Origin of the sequence: Salinibaculum sp. SYNS191, from assembly GCF_037338445.1 — an archaeon.
Lineage (GTDB): Archaea > Halobacteriota > Halobacteria > Halobacteriales > Haloarculaceae > Salinibaculum > Salinibaculum marinum.
The window spans coordinates 1758829-1775550 of sequence record NZ_CP147838.1; the positions used below are offsets into that span (position 1 = coordinate 1758829).

General features: G+C 65.6%; 19 protein-coding genes. 3 read left to right on the forward strand and 16 right to left on the reverse strand.

The window, feature by feature from the left end; all coding sequences use genetic code 11:
* Positions 1–70: 70 nt before the first annotated feature.
* Entirely contained in the window at positions 71–1084 is a 1014-nt protein-coding gene (locus WDJ57_RS09545) for an ArsA family ATPase (RefSeq protein ID WP_338905870.1), read from the forward strand.
* Between the two features lie 101 nt (positions 1085–1185).
* Here WDJ57_RS09545 and WDJ57_RS09550 read toward each other — a convergent pair whose 3' ends face one another.
* From WDJ57_RS09550 to WDJ57_RS09605, 12 genes are all read right to left on the reverse strand, one after another.
* Complete coding sequence (locus WDJ57_RS09550; protein ID WP_338905872.1) at positions 1186–2016, reverse strand: SDR family oxidoreductase; 831 nt, start codon at positions 2014–2016, stop codon at positions 1186–1188.
* A 79-nt stretch (positions 2017–2095) separates the two neighbouring features.
* Positions 2096–2773 carry a hypothetical protein gene (locus tag WDJ57_RS09555; RefSeq protein WP_338905874.1) on the reverse strand — a complete coding sequence of 226 codons (678 nt, stop codon included), beginning with the start codon at positions 2771–2773 and terminating at the stop codon, positions 2096–2098.
* Positions 2774–2843: 70 nt separating this feature from the next.
* On the reverse strand, positions 2844–3632 hold the full coding sequence (locus WDJ57_RS09560) for an endonuclease V (protein WP_338905876.1): 789 nt from the start codon (positions 3630–3632) through the stop codon (positions 2844–2846).
* Entirely contained in the window at positions 3632–4585 is a 954-nt protein-coding gene (locus WDJ57_RS09565) for a rhomboid family intramembrane serine protease (protein ID WP_338905877.1), read from the reverse strand. Before WDJ57_RS09565 ends, WDJ57_RS09560 begins: the two co-directional genes overlap by 1 nt.
* A 77-nt stretch (positions 4586–4662) precedes the next feature.
* Complete coding sequence (locus WDJ57_RS09570; protein ID WP_338905878.1) at positions 4663–4917, reverse strand: DUF7314 family protein; 255 nt, start codon at positions 4915–4917, stop codon at positions 4663–4665.
* Positions 4910–5236, reverse strand: coding sequence for a DUF7315 family membrane protein (locus tag WDJ57_RS09575; protein WP_338905879.1), 327 nt, complete (start codon positions 5234–5236; stop codon positions 4910–4912). The genes WDJ57_RS09570 and WDJ57_RS09575 overlap by 8 nt, the downstream gene beginning before the upstream one ends.
* Positions 5237–6061, reverse strand: a complete 825-nt coding sequence (locus tag WDJ57_RS09580) for a cytochrome bc complex cytochrome b subunit (RefSeq protein WP_338905881.1) — start codon at positions 6059–6061, stop codon at positions 5237–5239. It lies immediately after the preceding gene.
* A gap of 4 nt (positions 6062–6065) precedes the next feature.
* On the reverse strand, positions 6066–6869 hold the full coding sequence (locus WDJ57_RS09585) for a cytochrome b (protein ID WP_338905883.1): 804 nt from the start codon (positions 6867–6869) through the stop codon (positions 6066–6068).
* A 3-nt stretch (positions 6870–6872) separates the two neighbouring features.
* Positions 6873–7736 carry a ubiquinol-cytochrome c reductase iron-sulfur subunit gene (locus WDJ57_RS09590; RefSeq protein ID WP_338905885.1) on the reverse strand — a complete coding sequence of 288 codons (864 nt, stop codon included), beginning with the start codon at positions 7734–7736 and terminating at the stop codon, positions 6873–6875.
* A gap of 2 nt (positions 7737–7738) precedes the next feature.
* Entirely contained in the window at positions 7739–8137 is a 399-nt protein-coding gene (locus WDJ57_RS09595) for a DUF7318 family protein (RefSeq protein WP_338905886.1), read from the reverse strand.
* Entirely contained in the window at positions 8137–8772 is a 636-nt protein-coding gene (locus tag WDJ57_RS09600; RefSeq protein ID WP_338906283.1) for a halocyanin domain-containing protein, read from the reverse strand. Before WDJ57_RS09600 ends, WDJ57_RS09595 begins: the two co-directional genes overlap by 1 nt.
* A gap of 70 nt (positions 8773–8842) precedes the next feature.
* The gene (locus WDJ57_RS09605) at positions 8843–9763 is read right to left on the reverse strand and encodes a DUF7319 domain-containing protein (protein ID WP_338905888.1); all 921 of its coding nucleotides are present in this window, start codon (positions 9761–9763) and stop codon (positions 8843–8845) included.
* Between the two features lie 106 nt (positions 9764–9869).
* Between WDJ57_RS09605 and WDJ57_RS09610 the strand changes: the two genes are divergently transcribed.
* Complete coding sequence (locus WDJ57_RS09610; RefSeq protein ID WP_380629311.1) at positions 9870–11234, forward strand: DEAD/DEAH box helicase family protein; 1365 nt, start codon at positions 9870–9872, stop codon at positions 11232–11234.
* Positions 11235–11345: 111 nt separating this feature from the next.
* On the opposite strand, the gene WDJ57_RS09615 is transcribed toward WDJ57_RS09610, so the two are convergent.
* The 3 genes from WDJ57_RS09615 to WDJ57_RS09625 form a co-directional block, all read right to left on the reverse strand.
* Positions 11346–12164: an aldo/keto reductase gene (locus tag WDJ57_RS09615; protein ID WP_338905889.1), complete on the reverse strand. Its 819-nt coding sequence runs from the start codon at positions 12162–12164 to the stop codon at positions 11346–11348.
* A gap of 175 nt (positions 12165–12339) precedes the next feature.
* Positions 12340–12708 (reverse strand): HalOD1 output domain-containing protein, encoded by a 369-nt coding sequence (locus WDJ57_RS09620; protein WP_338905891.1) that lies wholly within the window; start codon positions 12706–12708, stop codon positions 12340–12342.
* On the reverse strand, positions 12701–13144 hold the full coding sequence (locus tag WDJ57_RS09625; protein ID WP_338905893.1) for a winged helix-turn-helix domain-containing protein: 444 nt from the start codon (positions 13142–13144) through the stop codon (positions 12701–12703). Before WDJ57_RS09625 ends, WDJ57_RS09620 begins: the two co-directional genes overlap by 8 nt.
* A 264-nt stretch (positions 13145–13408) precedes the next feature.
* On the opposite strand from WDJ57_RS09625, the gene WDJ57_RS09630 reads away from it, so the two are divergent.
* Complete coding sequence (locus tag WDJ57_RS09630) at positions 13409–14476, forward strand: hypothetical protein (protein WP_338905895.1); 1068 nt, start codon at positions 13409–13411, stop codon at positions 14474–14476.
* 63 nt (positions 14477–14539) lie between these two features.
* Here WDJ57_RS09630 and fdhF read toward each other — a convergent pair whose 3' ends face one another.
* Complete coding sequence (gene fdhF, locus WDJ57_RS09635; RefSeq protein ID WP_338905897.1) at positions 14540–16669, reverse strand: formate dehydrogenase subunit alpha; 2130 nt, start codon at positions 16667–16669, stop codon at positions 14540–14542.
* Positions 16670–16722 lie beyond the last annotated feature (53 nt).

Below are 16722 nucleotides of genomic sequence, written 5' to 3' on the forward strand. Positions count from 1 at the left end.
CCGGTCGTCCCGGTCGTAGGCCGCTCGCTTTTTCGACGGGTACACATGCCCCCGCCAGCTACCCGTGGGCATGAACCTCGAAGTCGAGGCCGTCGAGGACGTCGACGACGACGTCGTCCCGGCGGGCATCGACGCACCCGAGTACGTCCTCTACGGCGGGAAAGGCGGCGTCGGCAAGACCACGATGGCTGCGGCGACGGCACTCGCCAGCGCCCGCGACGGGACGGCGACGCTCGTCGTCTCGACGGACCCCGCACACTCCCTGTCGGACACGCTCGACACCGACGTCCCGAGCGACCCGGCACAGATTCGCGACGACATCCCGCTCTACGCGGCCGAAATCGACCCCGAGGAGGCCCTCGCCGAGGGCCCCTTCGCCGGGGGCGGCGAAGACGGCAACCCCCTTGCTGGCCTGCTCGGCGGCGACGCCGCGAACCCGCTCGGCGGGTCGATGCCCGGCTCCGACGAGGCTGCCGCAATGCGCCTCCTGCTCGAGTACATGGACGACCCGCGCTTCGAGCGCGTCGTCGTCGACACCGCGCCGACGGGGCACACCCTCCGCTTGCTGGAACTGCCGGAGATGCTGGACTCGATGGTCGGCAAACTGCTCTCGCTGCGCGAGCGCATGAGCGGCATGATGGAGGGGCTGCTCGGCGGGGCCGACGAGGAGGAGGGCATCGACAGCCTCCGGGAGTTCTCCGAGCGAATCGAGCAGTTCCGGACGGTGCTGCGGGACCCCGCGAAGACGGACTTCCGGGTCGTGTTAGTCCCCGAGGAACTGAGCGTCCGCGAGTCCGAGCGCCTGCTGGACAGACTCGGACAGTTCGGCGTCCCCGTCGGCACCGTCGTCGTGAACCGCGTCATGCAGGACCCCGGCGAGGTGGCGGACCTCGGCGAGGACATCGTCTCGCCGAACCACACGGACTGTGAGTTCTGCGAGCGGCGCTGGCAGGTCCAGCGGGGGGCGCTGGACCGCTCGCAGGAGCTGTTCATGGGTCACGACGTGCGCCGCGTGCCGCTGTTCGCCGAGGAAGTGCAGGGCGAGCGGCTGCTGCGGATTGTGGCGGCGTGTCTAGAGGAGTAGCGTGCTGCTGAGCGGAGCGAAGAACCTCCGAAAGTGAGCGGGGAGCGAGAGCGACCCGCGAGTAGGGAGGTTCTGAGCGAAGCGACGAATCTCGGACGGCCCTACAGGACTCTCCTGGCGAGCCGATAGAGCGTGTCGCGGACGCCGTCGGGGAGAAAGCGGCTGGCGAGCAGGAGCTTCGCGCCGCGGCCAACCGGGTAGCGGGCCTCGGGGTCGTCGACCTCCGCGGCGTCGTGGATGACCTGCGCGACGCGGTCGGGCGAGACGGCCAGCGGCGAGCGGCCGGCGACGAAGGTGCCGTCCTCGACGAGTTCGTACACCCAGTCGTAGACCCGACGCCGCTCCAGGCCGTCCCGAATCTCCTCGTCCATCCGGTCGGAGAAGTCGGTCTCCACCGGGCCGGGTTCGACCAGTACCACCTCGACGTCGAAGCTCTCCACCTCGGACCGGAGGGCGTCGCTCATCGCCTCCAGCGCGAACTTCGAGGCGCTGTACGCGCCGCCGCCGGGGGTGACAAGCCGCCCGGAGAGGCTGGAGACGTTGACGATGGTCCCCTCCTCGCGGTCGCGCATGTGGGGCAGGACTGCGCGGACGAGTCGGTGAGGGCCGTAGACGTTCACGTCGAACTGCTTGTGGAGTTTGTCGGCGGGGATGTCCTCGACGGGGCCGTACTGGCCGTAGCCGGCGTTGTTGACCAGGCAGTCGATGCGGCCGTTCTGTTCCTCGATGATGCGGTCGACAACGCGGTCGATGTCCGACCCCTGGCGCACGTCGAGTTCGGCCGTCTCACAGCCCGCCTCCGCGAGGTCGGCGATGTCGTCCTCGTCCCTGCTGGTGGCGTAGACCGTCCAGCCGTCGTCGTTGAAGTACTGGGCAGTCGCCCGCCCGATACCGGAGGAGCACCCCGTGATGAGCACCGTCTCGTCTGTCATACCGCCACCATCGACCGCATGACAGTTAAGCACCGGCGATACGTCCGAGCGATTGGCAGTGCGTGTTGACCTGTGAAAGTCACGCCCGGAAGTCCTCGGGTCGCACGATGATTACTTCAGTCGCATCCAACTGGCGAACGTCCTCAATCATATTGGCGACTCGTTCTTTTTGCTCAGGAAGATACCGTTCTTCAGGTGCGACTACCACCAGCCAGGACCGGCTAAGCCCCTCAATCGCTCGCTGGTATTCACGCAACTGTGAGTAAGTCCGACTGAGTGACCCGGTACGATTTGCCAATTTGAACTCAATAAGATAATTTCGTGCGTCATGGTCGTGAGTCACGAGTAGGTCGACACGGCGTCGCCCGAATGTCTCTTCCTGAATGACGGTATAAGGCTCGTCTTGGAATGCCATACGGAGCGCTTGCCAGGCCTCACTGGTAATCCACATCTCGTTGGCCTCTTTCCGGTTTGCCCCTTCCGAGAGTTCCAGATTATTGAGAGTCTCGCGGATGCGTGTGGTCACTTGCTTGGACTCGTTCGTAACTACCTCATCGCGGTAGGACTCCATCACCTGCTGGTAAGTCATCTGACCATTGTCAATACGATATTTGAGAGCGTCGTGAACCCGGTCACGAAACCCGGTCTTGTCCCCATCGTAGCTACTAATGTCGAGATTGAACTCCCTGCGGAGATAGCGGAGTTCGTCTAACGTTAGAGGCGTCAGCAGCTGTTTGAGTGGCCCCGCTCGTGGCATGGGCTCTTGTTCAAAAGAGTTCCAGATATTTGTTGCTATATAGTCATATTCAGCTGGGGCCGACCGTCTCTCACCCCGACCCCCGCTTAACCTCGTCGGCGTAGCTGTCGGCCAGCCGGGTCGGTTCCGGGAGTTTGTAGCCGGCACAGGTGCGTTCCACGACGTCGGCCGCAGTCTCGGCGCTCACGCGGTGGCCGGGGCTGACGTAGAGCGGATTAATATGCCGGGCCCCGGAGTCGTACTGCCGGGTCTGGACGGCGTAGCCGATGACGGTCCCGTCGGGCGCGGTCACGTCCGCGTCGGCCTCGATGGCGACGCGGGTGCCCTCGGGCAGCGGGTCGGCGAGTGACTCACGCGGGCGGCCACAGAGCAGGTTCTTCGCCACACCGACGGCAGGGGCGTCGACGGTGACGCCGATGTGCGTCGCCAGTCCGGCCTCCCGGAAGTGGATGCGGCCGCTGCCGTCGACCAGCAGGAGGTCGGGGTCGGTGTCGAGTTCGGAAAGCGCCGAGAGGATGGCCGCGCCCTCGCGGAAACTAAGCAGCCCCGGAATGTAGGGGATCTCGACCGGTTCGACGGCGTGGGCGCGCTCGACTACCTCGCCGTCCCGGAGGACGACGACGGCGCTGACCGCCTCGTCGTCGCGGAAGGCCTGGTCGACGCCGGCGACCAGCGGCGACGCACCGCCGAGGCGTCGCTGGCCGGCGTCGGTCTCCCGGTCGGCCACGCCGATGGCTGCCGGGTCGAAGTCGAAGTCGTCCGCGAAGACGGCCGCGTGGGCGATGTCTCGCTGGAGAGCTTCCATCTCCCCGCGCGACAGCGACGCGTCGGGGACGAACTCGGGGCGGACGACGTCCATCAGAACGGGCCGCGGCCGCGACCCGGGCCGCCGGGACCGCCGGGTCCGCCCGGACCGGTGCCGAACTGGAGCTGGTTGGGAATCCGTATCCGGTCCTTGACGCGGTAGCCGTAGGCCAGGCCGATGGCAAGCCCGATGAGGTGGGCGGCGTTGGCGACGTTGCCGCCGGCGAGGCTCGGGCCGACGATGCCCAGGACGCTGATGAGGGCGTAGAAGCCGGTGACGACCCACAGCGGCACCGGGAGGATGAAGTAGATGTACACCCGGAGGCTGGGGTTGAGAATCGTCAGCACGCCCATGATTGCCAGCCCGGCACCGCTGGCCCCGAGGACGCCGCCGAACCCGCCGGGGTTCTGAATCATCTGGATGGCGATCTGGCCGAGACCCGCGAGCGCGCCGCTGACGACGAACAGCGCGGCGAACTTCTTCGAGCCGATGTAGTCCTCGACCAGCTGGCCGAAAAAGTAGATGACGATGCTGTTGACCGCGATGTGACCGAAGCCGCCGTGGGAGAAGACCGAGGTGACCCACGTCCAGACGTACTCGGGGTGCTCCGCCGAGAGCACGAAGATAGCCCGCCACGTCGGGTCGACGGAGAAGACGAGCGGGTTCAGCGACCCCGTGAGCAGGAAGCCGACGATGTACTGCAGAAGGAAGGTGACCCACATCAGGCCGAGGAAGACGAAGGTCATGTTGTTCCGGAAGTAGCCCAGCCAGCCGCCGGTCGAGGTGTCGACGCTGAAGCGGTCGGTCACCCCGCCGGAACTCGACCCGCCGGTCTCGACGGTCTCGTCGAAGCCGCTGTCGAAGACGGCCTCCGAGTCCCCCCAGTTCTCCAGCCCCGGACAGTCGTGTGCCTCCGGGAGTCGATGCTCGGCACAGTAGGTGCCGCCGCAGTGACGGCAGTGATACGGCATACTCTCTTCCTTGCCGCACACGTCACACTTCGACATTGGCGGCTATACGGGCGGCCCCTGCAAAGGAATTGTGTTTGTTTCGGCGCCAGCGCGCGCCGGGAGCGACGACGCGGCTACTCCGCGATCGCGTCGCGAGCCTGCTCGATGGCCGGAATGATGATCCAGAACGTCAGTGCGCCGAGAATCGCGAACCAGAAGAACGCGTCTTTCAGCAGAAGTGCGAGCTCTCCATACACGCCGACAGACTCGGGATTCGGTGCCGTCAGCTGGGTCTCGAAGTCGGGGGTGTTGTACCAGCCAGCCAGCATCAGCCACCCGAGGCCGGCAGTCACGAGGATGCCGAATCCTTTTGCGAACTCGTCAGCCATTATCGGAATCTTCGTCGGAGTCGTCTTTAGGCTTTCCCATTCCCTCGGCACGGAAGCGCGTCGAGAACGCGTAGATGGCGGCGCCGCCGACCAGCGAGAGCAACCCGAGAATCCCGAGCACCGGGTCGATTTCCGAGAACTCGGCGGTCGCTCTGTTGGTCGCGCTGTCGAGCATCACGAACCCCGCGAGCACGAAGACGACGGCAAAGAGCGTCGAGAAGACGGTGACAGTCTTGTACAGCCGCAGTGGGACGACCACGTCGCGTGACCCCCCCGACGACTCGTCGTCACCGGGCGCGTCGGCGGGGTCCTCGGACATCTACTTCGGCGGCCGCAGGCGGTAGTACCGGCGGTTCAGGTCGAACATGTACCCCTCCCGCATCGACTTCAGGACCGCGTAGGTGACCGTGCCGCCCACGATCGGCAGCAGGAACGTCAGGTCCAGCAGCAGCGCCGGGTCCATCGGGAAGAGGTTCTTCACCGAGAGCAACGCGATGGTGAACGCGAAGATGACACCGGCCATGCCGACGGCTGCCCAGAAGGGCTGTTCGACCGGGCGACGGGCGCTGCCCTTGTTCAGGAACGGCACGACGGCGATCGCGCCGACGACGACCAGGTTCGCCAGGACGCCGTAGGTCTGGTCGGCCATCAGCTTCTGCCCGCCGAGCAGGCTGAGTTCGGGATTGAGCGCGTTGAGCTTGAGCAGGCCAAACGACCAGTAGAGGTACCAGTCCGGCAGGATGATAGACGGCGTCGCGCCGGAGTTCGCCGGGGCCTCGATGTGTGGCGGCATCGTCGCCGCCAGCATGACGACCATCCCGACGAAGAAGCTCGTCAGCGCGAGGTTGCGAATCATCTCGTGGGGCCAGGCCGGGAACGCCAGCACGTCACGCTCGACGTAACTCGACTGCTGGCGAAGGTCCTGGTCCTCGCGGCGGGCCCGCTCGAAGTACTCGTAGGTCAGCCGGGAGAGGCCCTCGGTGCGCTGCTTGCGCTCGCTCCAGGCGGGCGTCTCGTCGTCCGGCGGGACGATGCCACCGCTGCCGTCGGTGGCGGTCTCTTCGCCCCCGTCCGTCCGGACCTCGCGGTCCGCGGCGGCGTGCTGTTCCGCTGGGTCGGTGTCGTGGTCGGTGTTGTCGGTCATTGTATCAGTGCGGTTCCGCGATGCCCTGCATCCAGACGATGCCGATGTGGACGGCGATGAGGGCGGTCACGATGAACGGCAGGAAGAACACGTGCAGGATGTACATCCGCTGCAGCGTGGCCTGCGTCAGCGTGAAGCCACCGAACAGGAGCTGGGCGACCCACTCGCCGACGAGCGGGATTGACAGCGACATGTTGACGCCGATGGTCCCCGCCCAGTAGGCGAGCTGGTCCCAGGGGAGCAGGTAGCCCGTGTACCCGAACACCATCGTCAGCGAGATGAGGATGATGCCGAGAATCCAGTTGAGCTCGCGGGGCTCCTTGTACGCGCCCGTGAAGTAGACACGGAGCATGTGCAGGAACACGGCCGCGGTCATCACCTGGGCGGCCCAGCGGTGGAGACTCCGCAGGAAGAAGCCCAGGTTCAGGTCTGTCATGATGAAGGTGATGGAGTTGTACGCCACCGTCGGGTCGCCGTTTGCGGCACCCGCGGCGGGCGCGTAGTAGAACCCGAGCAGCGCGCCGCTTATCGCGGCGACGACGTACGCGATAGTCGAGAACGACCCGAGCGCGTACAGCGGATACCAGTACCAGAACTTGTTGTCCAGGTTGTACTGCTCGGTGTGGCTCTTCGGCATCTGCATGTTGACCTTGTAGTACAGGTCCTCGAGGAGTTCGAGGTAGTCAACGACGCGCAGCCGCTTGTCCATCCAGATCAGGACCGTCAGGTAAATCGACTCGACTGCCGACAGGTCCCGCTTTTGCATCCAGGCTTTGTGGTCGTGGTCGTCCTTGCGTTCGAGACTCATCTGTTATTCCTCCGGGCGCGGGAGCGCGACGAACTGTTTCTTGACCGGACTGAATGGGTCGTACACCGACTGGTGACACTGACAGTAAACCGCGTCCTCGGCACCGGCGTCCGCCGTCGTCTTGAAGCCCTGTGGCACACAGCAGAAGTGCGTACACTTGTCGAGGTACGCCAGGAACGACTGCTCGGTGGCCGCGTCGATGAACGAGCGGACGTCGCTGGGTATCTCGCTGTATTTCCCCTCACCGGCGGCCATCTTGGGCACTTCGGGGCTGCGGATGACCTGAATCGGGAGCGGGCGCCCCTCCTCGTTCTGGCGCCACTTGCCCATCGCGGGCTTGCCGAGGCCGTCCCGTCCGATGCCGTTGCCCCAGTTCTGGTAGTCGCTGAAGTCGTCGACAGTCAGCGGCTGGCCCTTCTCCATGTCGCTCATCCACTCGTAGGTCCCCGGCTCGGCCACGAACCGGTTGTCGGCTTCGAGGTCCGGCCTGACCGTCGGGTACTGCTGGACGCCGCAGTACTGGAACCAGGTCGAGGAGTACGTCGTTCCGCCGACGTCCTGCTCGGCGACCGTGACGGTGCCGCCACCGCTCTGGACCTCCGAGACTTCGGGCCAGATGCCCTCCAGTTCGTTGTCGTCGTTTATTCTGATCGGAACGATGGGCATCCCGCGCGGTGCGGGCCCGGCCGTGTTCTCGATACCGATGAACTCCGTCGCCCCCCCGCCGGCACCGGAGCGATTCGTCGCCGTCGTGATGGCGGCACCGCCTGCCGCGGAGACGCTAGCGAGGGCCGCACTCCCGACGACGCCCTTCACGAAGCGGCGACGTCCGGTGTCCTGTGGATATTTGTCTTCGTCGAGTGGCATGATTATCGCTTGTAGTAGGGATAGATAGCGCGTTTGATGGTGTCACCGATACCGTCGGTGATAGTCGTTCCGTCGACGTCCTCCTCGCGGATGTAGAGGTCCTCCCACTTGCGCCGGCGCTTCTTGACGATCATCACGTCCGGCAGGAACTCCTTGCGGTACAGCAGGAGGATGAAAGAGAGGTTCACGAAGATGCCCGCAAGCGCCGTGCCGAGGAACATGTTCCCGATACCGCCGAAGGACCGCGGGAAGCCCCAGCCGGCGATGATGCCGAAGGTGAACAGCCCGACCAGGAGAATCTCGATGAGCGTCAGCACGACGATTGCGAGTGCTGCCGCCGTGCTCTCGCGGGGCGGTTCGTAGCGGTGGATGTCGCCGTAGGTGCTGCCTTCGGACGGCATCAGTTGTTCCCTCCTTCGGTGTGTGCGGACTCACCGTACTTCAGCAGGAAGAAGGTGAATATCAGCGACATGAAGATGGCGAGGATGGTCGCGATACCGACGAAGTGTGCCTGGTAGGGCACACCCATGTGTGCCGGGTCGAGCGGCGTCGCCGCGTCGGCGCTCACCGTGGGGAAGTCCGTCCCGACGACGATGACGCCGAGCATCCCGCTGGTCTTGTGCGGGGAACAGAAGTACGGATAGATGCCGTCTTCGGTGAACGTGTGCTCGAACGTGCCCGAGGCCATGGCTGGCCCGGAATTGAACACGTCGTCCTCGGAGACGACGTTGTGGTTGCCGCCCTCGCCGGTCCACTCCCAGACGACCGTCGCGCCGTTGTCGACGTGGACTGCGGCCGGCCCGAACGCGAGCCCACTGTTGCCCGCGCCGACGTCGACCGACACTTCGTCGTTGCCAGTCTCGTCCACGACAGTACCGCTGTAGTTGTTCGCGCCGTCGAGGTAACCCCCGAGGTCCGGTTTCGTGCCACCGCCACCGCCGCCTTCCGCGGCAGCAGCGGGGCTAGCGCCAGCACTCACTGCGGCGGCACCGCCGGCGGCGCCACCGGCTGTTCGAAGAAACTCCCGCCTGTTCATACTCATACCGACCTCCGTACTGGTTTTGTATAAACCCACCGAATACGCCGCCGTTCGGTGGCTTCGGCTCTCATGCAGACCCCGACGACGCCCGCTCGTCGTCGGCTCCGTCGCCCTCGCCGTCGGGTTCGGACGCGGCCTTCCCGCCCCCGTCGCCCTCGGCCGGCAGGAGTTCGTCGGGCAGGTCGCCCTCGACCCCGTCGAGTTCGTTGAGGAAGTCCGGCCGCTCGCCGTCCTCCAGCCCGATGGCCCGGAGGCGATTCCGGAACTCCTCGGCCCGGAACTTGTCCGACAGCCGCGCGTTGGCGACCATCACGAACAGGAAGATGCCGATGCCCAGGAAACCCAGGCCGGCGACGACGAGCAGCCAGAGGTTCAGTTCCTGCTGGTTCGTCCCCGGGCGCGAGAGCACGCCCAGCGAGTACAGCGCCCACGCGGCCAGCATCACCAGCCCCGCCAGCACCTGCACGCCGGCGACCACCTGCAGGACGGTGTTGCCCAGCGCGTCGCTGCTCTCGGGAATCTCCTGGGGCTGTGGCAGCACCTCTCCCTCGGGCATCTCCGGCACCTCGTAGGAGTCCATCGAACACAGCGCGACCGTCGGCTTCACGTCCCGGAGGACGGTGCCGCTGCCCTCGACACTGCCGTCTTCGTAGACCGCCGCGTAGCCGGAGTCGGAGTAGGCGATGATGAGGTCGTCGAACCGCTCGACGCGGGCGAAGACGTCGCGCGTCGCGACCCGGTGTTTCAGGTCGGCCTCCACCCGGTCGAGCAGTTCCTCGCCGGTAATCCAGGTGTCCGGGTCGAAGGCTGCGTCCCACTCCTCGGGGCTCATCTCCGCCATGTCCCGCGGGCCGAAGTTCTCGAAGTCGTACTTCTCCTCGACCTGCTGGCGCAGGGCCTCGATGTCCTCGTCGCCGGATGCGTCCGCCCCGGTCGGGGGTCCCTCGCGGTCCCCGGCCTCGGCCACCTCGTCGGAGGCGTCGCTCATTGTCGGTAGTACGGGGGGAGGAACCGTTAGGGTGACGGTTGCGTGCGCGGCGGTCACCCGGACCGACGCCGCAGCCGTTATTCCGCGCCGGCCCCCACTGTGGGCCGTGGCAGACGTGACGCTCACCTTCGAGGAGGGGACGATTCGGGTCGCCGGCGACCCCCCCGACGACCTCCCCGGCGTCGAGTACGACCCCCGCTCGCAGACCGGGCGAGCCCCCGCCTCCCGGTACGCCGCGCTCCGGGAGGCGCTGGCCGAGGCCGCGCTGTCGGTCGACGACCGCGTGCTCGACCTCCCCGACCTCGACCTCGCCTCGACCTACCGCCTTCGCGAGTACCAGCGGGCGGCGCTGGACGCCTGGCAGGCCGGCGAGGGCAACGCCGGGACCGGCCCGCAGCGCCGCGGCGTGCTGGAACTGCCGACCGGCAGCGGCAAGACCGTCATCGGCATCGCCGCGATGGAAGCGCTCGGGACCCCGACGCTGGTCGTCGTCCCGACAATCGACCTGCTGGAGCAGTGGCGGCGGGAACTCACCGCGGAGTTCGAGATACCCGTCGGGCAACTCGGCGGCGGCACGCAGCGCGTCGAGAACGTGACCGTCTCGACGTACGACTCCGCCTACCTCCGGGCGGACGAACTCGGCGACCGCTTCGGCCTGGTCGTCTTCGACGAGGTGCACCACCTCGGCGGGGAGGGGTACCGGCAGATTGCACGCCTGCTCGCCGCGCCGGCCCGCCTCGGCCTCACCGCGACCTTCGAGCGCCCCGACGGGGCCCACGAGGCCGTCGCGGACCTGCTCGGGCCGCTGGTCCACCGCGTCGAGGTCGACGACCTGGCCGGCGAGCACCTCGCGGACTACGACATCAAGCGCATCGAGGTCGAACTCACCGAAACGGAGCGGGAGACCTACGAGCGCCACCAGTCGACGTTCACCGACTACCTCAAGCAGTCGAACATCCAGCTGCGAAGCGGCAGCGACTACCAGGAACTCGTCAAGCGCTCGGGAACCGACCCGCGGGCGCGGGAGGCGCTGCTGGCGAAGCAACGCGCACGCGACGTGATGATGAACGCCGAGCGGAAGGTCGGCGAACTGGCGGAACTCCTGGACCGCCACCGGGAGGACCGCGTCATCCTCTTCACCGCGTCGACGGACCTGGTCTACCGGCTGGCCGAGCGATTCCTGATTCCGGCCATCACCCACGAGACGCCGGCCGACGAGCGCGAGGCGATACTCCGGCGGTTCCGCGAGGGCGAGTACTCCCGGGTCGTCACCGCGAACGTCCTCGACGAAGGTGTCGACGTCCCTGCCTGTAACGTCGGCGTACTTCTGGCCGGAAGCGGCTCGAAACGGGAGTTCACCCAGCGGCTGGGCCGCCTTCTCAGGCCGACCGACGACGGCGGCCGGGCCATCCTCTACGAACTCGTCGCCGAGGAGACGGCGGAGGAGCGAGTCGCGAGCCGTCGCCGCTGACGGTGACACCCGGGCGACTGCGACGCGGCCCGCCACCCCGCCCTCCGAGAACGGCACGACACCGGGTCAGCACACGGTGTGTGCCGGGGACAGAGTATCGCGAGGAGTCGCCTAGACGCCGAGTTGTCCCCGAGCCATCGCGAGGCCGGTCTGCAGATACGAGGGGCGAGTGACCCGGTCGTGCTCGGTTCGCGTCAGCCTGAAGTCGAAGATGTCGATGTTCTCCGCGAGGTGTGCCCGGGACGTCGACATCGGTATCGTCATCACATTCGTGTGCTGGGTCGCCCACCGAAGTGCCACCTGCGCACTCGTCTTCCCGTACTGCTCGCCGATCTCCGCGAGGTCGTCGTTCCCGACGAGGGCACCGTTTGCGAGCGGGCTGTACCCCGTCAGCACGACGCCCTCGCGCTGACAGTACCGGAGCAGGTCGCGCTGTGGCCACCACGGATGGAACATGACCTGGTTGGTGAATATCGGGGCCTCTGAGACCGTGCGCGCCCGGTCGAGGCGGTCCGTGCCGAAGTTGCTCACGCCGATGTGCCGGGTCAAACCGTGTTCGCGTGCCCTGTTGAGACCCGTCATGACCGTCTCGAGATTCGCGAGTGGATGGGGCCAGTGGATGAGCAACAGGTCGACCCGCTGCACGCCGAGTCGGTCGAGACTCCCCCTGACCGAGGACACGATGTCGTCGACGCTGCGATGCGTGGGTTTGACTTTCGTGGTGAGGAACACCTCGTCGCGGTCGACGTCGGCATCGCGAATGGCCCGACCGACGCCGTCTTCGTTCCCGTACGCCTGGGCCGTGTCGATGTGTCGGTATCCGAGTTCGAGCGCGGCCAGGACGGATTCGTACGCAGTGTCGGTTTCCATCTGCCACGTTCCGAGGCCGACGGCGGGGACCGCTTCTCCATCGCGGGTGACGAACTCCATTGCTGGCTGATAGTTTGGCAGGAGAGTGATTATCCTTTTGGGGATGTGACGACCACGGAGTCACGGTCCCCGGCGGGGATAGTGAGCCTCCGCAAAGCGGGTGCTATCCGGTCACTCCCGTCGAATATCCGGCAGGACCTGTCGACACAGACGGTAGCCGTCGCCGGAGAGCGGGTCACAGCGTCTCGGCCTGGCCGGAGTCTCTCGGGGCGTAGACCTGAATCCAGCCATCGCTTCTGACCGCCACCACGTACTCTCTGTATCGAAACGTCACAGAGGAGGGTCCCTCGCGTGACCCGGACGCACCGCTTTCGTCGAAGAACGTCGGCGGGAGTGACTCGACGTCGAACGTGCGGTAGAGCGGCGGGGATTTCAGTGCCGTCGGGGAGACGTTTTCGGCGTCTGCGAGTGCGTAGATGATCGTCGTCGTCAGTTCCTCGTCCTGTGTCGGCTGGTAGTGTTGCTGTGCTACCTGTCGCCATCTGTTCTCTCCGGTGTGTGCCAGCGCACCGGGTCGAGCGCTATCGTGTCGGTCCTTACTCATGGTACTCACCTGGGTCCATCGTCTCCTGAACGGTGTCGAGACTGGTATCGACGCTTGCCAGTGCCCGCAGAAGCGGTTTCGTGTTCTCGGCAGGGTGGATCGTCTCGGTAAATTCGTTGTACGTGATTACGTCCGCGTCGACCAGTTTCGGGATGTGCTGGTGATACAGCGAGACGTACACTTTCTCCCGGTGACGGTCGGAAACTGCCTCCTTCGAGATGTCGCGTTCCCACGCGGCGATCTTCGTGGCCAGGTTCGAGAGTGACAGTTCCGTGTTTTCGTGCAGCGTGTAACAGATATACCGGCGACGGGGGTGTCCCAGCGCGTCGAAGACGTAGTCGACGTACAGAATATCCTCCGTAATCTCCGGACCCATGGGAAACGACGGGCCCGTATCGTGGTTGTCGTCGTCGTTGGAACTTGCATTCCCACCCATACACACAGATAGCAACTGTATGGCAAATAAATGTTCGTGCATAATCAATTATTTTTTATAATAATGCCCGGCCTGCGGAGCGAAGCGACGGTGTTCCAGAGAGCGCACCCCGGCCGCCACGTCAGGGCACGAGCCATCGACGAGTCACCGATGGGCGTTACGATGGCCGGCGGTCGCCGGTAGGGTTCTGTCCGGCGGCAGTAGATGTCAGATAGAACGACAGGTTGATGACGGTGCCAGTCGCGTGCTGAGTTGTCACGACCGATGGACAATCCACAGGTAGATGTGACGCCGACGCTGCTCGAACGGCTTGCAAGTGTCACCAGGGTCGAATGGCTCGCCGGGAAACTGCCGAGTGAAGACGTCCATTCGCCGTATCTCTACGTTGCGGTGTTCATCTTCCTCGACTTCGCAGTGGTCAATCCGTACTCACATCTGACGGGTGGCGTCCACGCTGTCGTCCGGAATCCATTCTACATCGCCTTCTACCTGAGCATCGCGATCGCCGTCGTCGGGGTCAGATACATGCACAGAGGGCACGTGGACGCGATATCCAGACTGACCGAGCGGGGCATCTGCGATGCAGCGACCGCAGACGACTACGCGGTGACGATCCGGACCAAACTCCTGTTCTACGGCGTCGGGCTCGTCGGCTTCTTCGCCTATCAGGTGTTCGTCATCGGAATCGAGACGGTCCTCGAAACGCAAGGAGTCGGGGGAATCGTTTTCACGCTCGTCTTGCTCCCGGCGTGCTATCTGCCGGTGGCGATCGACTTCGTCAGCGAATACGCCACGCTCCACATCCTCCTCCCGCGGTGGCTGAGCGAGCAAGACATCGGGCTGTTCTTCTTCGACCCCCAGAACATGGGCGGGTTCCAGCCGATCGGGACCCTGCTGAAGAACTCGTACTACTTCTACACCGCTGGCCTGCTGCTGTATCTGGCGTTCTTCTACGGGCTCTTCGTGACGCCTCTCGAAGGCAGGGTCGCGAGCCCACCCGGAGCCGCCGAAGCGAGTCTCTTCACCGGCCTGTGGCTGTTCGGGCTGGCGACGCTCTCGTATTCCATTTACAAGATTCACCGGATTATGACCGCCGAGCGGGAGGCGCGCCTGCGTGACATCGAGTCCGAACTGCACGACGTCATCGACAACCCCCACGACATCAGCAATGCAGAGATTACCGACCCGGACCGACTCGACGCGCTGGAGTATCGGCTCGACCAGATCCGTGCCACGAGTGAGTACCCGACCACGTTCACGATGTGGACGCAGATCGGTGTGAGTGTGCTCCTTCCCCAGGTCCTCCAGCTAACGCTCCAGGCGACACTGTGAGGGGGCGCCCCTCGCAGGAGGGCAGGAGGGGGCACGACACGGTAGAGGGCGGTGAGAGCGCCGTCAGTCGTCGCCAGCGGCGTCGTCGGCGGGTTCGACGCCGACCTCTATCTCGGCGGCCGCGGCCTTGTACTCGGGAATCTTCGCGCGCTCGTCGAGCACGTCGTTCGTCAGGCGGTTCGCGGAGGCGGCCGCGAAGTGGGGCGTGGTCCAGACGACGCCCTCCTTGATGTCCTCGGTGACGTCCGCGCGGACGGTAATCTCCCCGCGGCGGGACTTGAGTTTCACGTAGTCGCCGTCCTCGATGCCGTACCGCTCGGCGTCGTTGGGGTGCACGTCGACGAAGTTCTCCGGGTGCTGCCGCGAGAGCGTCGGGGAGCGCCGGCTCATCGTCCCGGTGTTGTAGTGCTCCTCGAGGCGGGCCGTGGTGAGGACGAGCGGGTACTCCTCGTCGGGCGTCTCCTCGGGTTCCTGGTGGACGACGCCCTCGATGTTCCCGAGGCCGTTCTCCGTCTCGAACGCGTCCTCGTAGAGGTACTGGTCGCCCTCGTCGCCCGGCTCGTAGCAGGGCCAGTGGATGCCCTCCTCGCCGAGGCGGTCGTAGGTCATCCCGTGCATGATCGGACAGACCTCGCGGAGTTCCTCGAACACGTCTTCGGGGCCGTCGAAGTCGAAGCCCTCACCGAACAGGCGAGTGCCAACCTCGCACAGGATGTCGAGGTCGTGTCTGGTGTTCTCGTGGACTTTGTGGACCCCGCGCATCCGCTGGACGCGCCGGTCGGTGTTGGTGACGGTGCCGTCGCGTTCCGCCCAGGTCGTCGCCGGGAGCACGACGTCCGCGAGTTCGGCCGTCTCGGTCAGGAAGATGTCCTGGACGCAGAGGAACTCCAGGTCCTCACGGAATCGCCGTTCGGTGGCGTTGCCGTCGGGTTCGCTCATGATCGGGTTCTCGCCCATGACGTACAGCCCGAAGACGGAGTCGCCGATGGCGTGGGAGATCTCGACGTTCGTCAGGCCGGGCTCGTCGGGGACCTCGAAGCCCCAGACGTCCTCGACGGACTCGCGTGCCTCGTCGTCGTCGACCAGTTGATAGCCGGGCAGGACGTTGGGCATCGCGCCGACGTCACAGGTCCCCTGGACGTTGTTCTGGCCGCGGAGCGGGTTCACGCCCGTGCCCGGGCGGCCGACGTTGCCGGTGATGAGCGCGAGGTTGATCTCGTTTTGCACGTTGTCGACGCCGCAGGCGTGCTGGGACATGCCCATGCCCGTGAAGATGGCGGCGTTGTCGGCCATCGCGTACGTCTCGGCGGCGCGTTCGATGTCCGAAAGCGGGACGCCACACTCCTCCGCGGCGGCCTCCCTGTCGAAGTCCGCCAGCGTCTCTTTGAGGTGCTCGAAGCCCTCGGTGCGGTCCTCGATGAACGCCTCGTCGAGCCAGCCCTCCTCGGGGTGTTCCTCGTGGTTCTCGAGAATCGTCTTGAGGACGACGTTCAAGAGCGGGATGTCAGTCCCGGGGGTGAGCTGGAGGTGCATGTGCCGGTCGGTCTCCTCGATGTCGAACGACCGCGTCGTCTTGTTGGCGTGGGGGTCGACCTGGACGACCGTCGCGCCCTCCAGGACGGCCTGCCGGAAGTACTGGCTGTTGGCGATCGGGTGTTGCTCGCCGGGATTGGCCCCCTGTATCCAGAACACGTCCGCGGCCTCCCTGAGGTCGGCCATGCTGTTCGTCATCGCGCCCATCCCGAGGCTGGTCCGGAGCGCCCAGACGGTCGAGGCGTGGCACATCCGCGTGCAGTTGTCCACCTGGTTCGTGCCGTACCGGCGAGCGAGCTTCTGGATGAGGTAGTTCTCCTCGTTCATCGTCTTCGAGGAGCCGAAAAAGCCCATCCCGTCCGGGCCGTACGCCTCGCGGATGCGCTCCATCTCGGAGACGATCAGGTCGAAGGCCTCCTCCCAGGTCGCCTCCCGGAACTCGCCGTCCTCCTTGATCAGCGGGTCGGTCAGCCGGTCCTCGTGGTCGACGACTTCCGTCGCCGCGCCACCCTTGATGCAGATGCTCCCCTCGTTGACCGGCGCGTCGCCCCACGGGACGAACCGCATGTCGCCCGGCTCGTCGCCTTCCATCACCTGGATGCCACAGCCGACGCCACAGTACGGACAGATAGTCTTGACCGGGGATTTGTCGCTTGACATGGTGAACCTCGCCTTGTCATTACTCTCGCGTCCCGAACGGGTTGAACGTTTCT

Coding starts and splice junctions, on each gene's coding strand:
- WDJ57_RS09570 (WP_338905878.1), bottom strand. CDS start 4,917: ATGGCTGACGAGTTCGCAAAAGGATTCGGCATCCTCGTGACTGCCGGC.
- WDJ57_RS09550 (WP_338905872.1), bottom strand. CDS start 2,016: ATGACAGACGAGACGGTGCTCATCACGGGGTGCTCCTCCGGTATCGGG.
- WDJ57_RS09620 (WP_338905891.1), bottom strand. CDS start 12,708: ATGAGTAAGGACCGACACGATAGCGCTCGACCCGGTGCGCTGGCACAC.
- WDJ57_RS09630 (WP_338905895.1), top strand. CDS start 13,409: ATGGACAATCCACAGGTAGATGTGACGCCGACGCTGCTCGAACGGCTT.
- WDJ57_RS09615 (WP_338905889.1), bottom strand. CDS start 12,164: ATGGAGTTCGTCACCCGCGATGGAGAAGCGGTCCCCGCCGTCGGCCTC.
- WDJ57_RS09580 (WP_338905881.1), bottom strand. CDS start 6,061: ATGACCGACAACACCGACCACGACACCGACCCAGCGGAACAGCACGCC.
- WDJ57_RS09625 (WP_338905893.1), bottom strand. CDS start 13,144: ATGGGTGGGAATGCAAGTTCCAACGACGACGACAACCACGATACGGGC.
- WDJ57_RS09555 (WP_338905874.1), bottom strand. CDS start 2,773: ATGCCACGAGCGGGGCCACTCAAACAGCTGCTGACGCCTCTAACGTTA.
- WDJ57_RS09560 (WP_338905876.1), bottom strand. CDS start 3,632: ATGGACGTCGTCCGCCCCGAGTTCGTCCCCGACGCGTCGCTGTCGCGC.
- fdhF (WP_338905897.1), bottom strand. CDS start 16,669: ATGTCAAGCGACAAATCCCCGGTCAAGACTATCTGTCCGTACTGTGGC.
- WDJ57_RS09590 (WP_338905885.1), bottom strand. CDS start 7,736: ATGCCACTCGACGAAGACAAATATCCACAGGACACCGGACGTCGCCGC.
- WDJ57_RS09595 (WP_338905886.1), bottom strand. CDS start 8,137: ATGCCGTCCGAAGGCAGCACCTACGGCGACATCCACCGCTACGAACCG.
- WDJ57_RS09600 (WP_338906283.1), bottom strand. CDS start 8,772: ATGAACAGGCGGGAGTTTCTTCGAACAGCCGGTGGCGCCGCCGGCGGT.
- WDJ57_RS09585 (WP_338905883.1), bottom strand. CDS start 6,869: ATGAGTCTCGAACGCAAGGACGACCACGACCACAAAGCCTGGATGCAA.
- WDJ57_RS09545 (WP_338905870.1), top strand. CDS start 71: ATGAACCTCGAAGTCGAGGCCGTCGAGGACGTCGACGACGACGTCGTC.
- WDJ57_RS09605 (WP_338905888.1), bottom strand. CDS start 9,763: ATGAGCGACGCCTCCGACGAGGTGGCCGAGGCCGGGGACCGCGAGGGA.
- WDJ57_RS09575 (WP_338905879.1), bottom strand. CDS start 5,236: ATGTCCGAGGACCCCGCCGACGCGCCCGGTGACGACGAGTCGTCGGGG.
- WDJ57_RS09565 (WP_338905877.1), bottom strand. CDS start 4,585: ATGTCGAAGTGTGACGTGTGCGGCAAGGAAGAGAGTATGCCGTATCAC.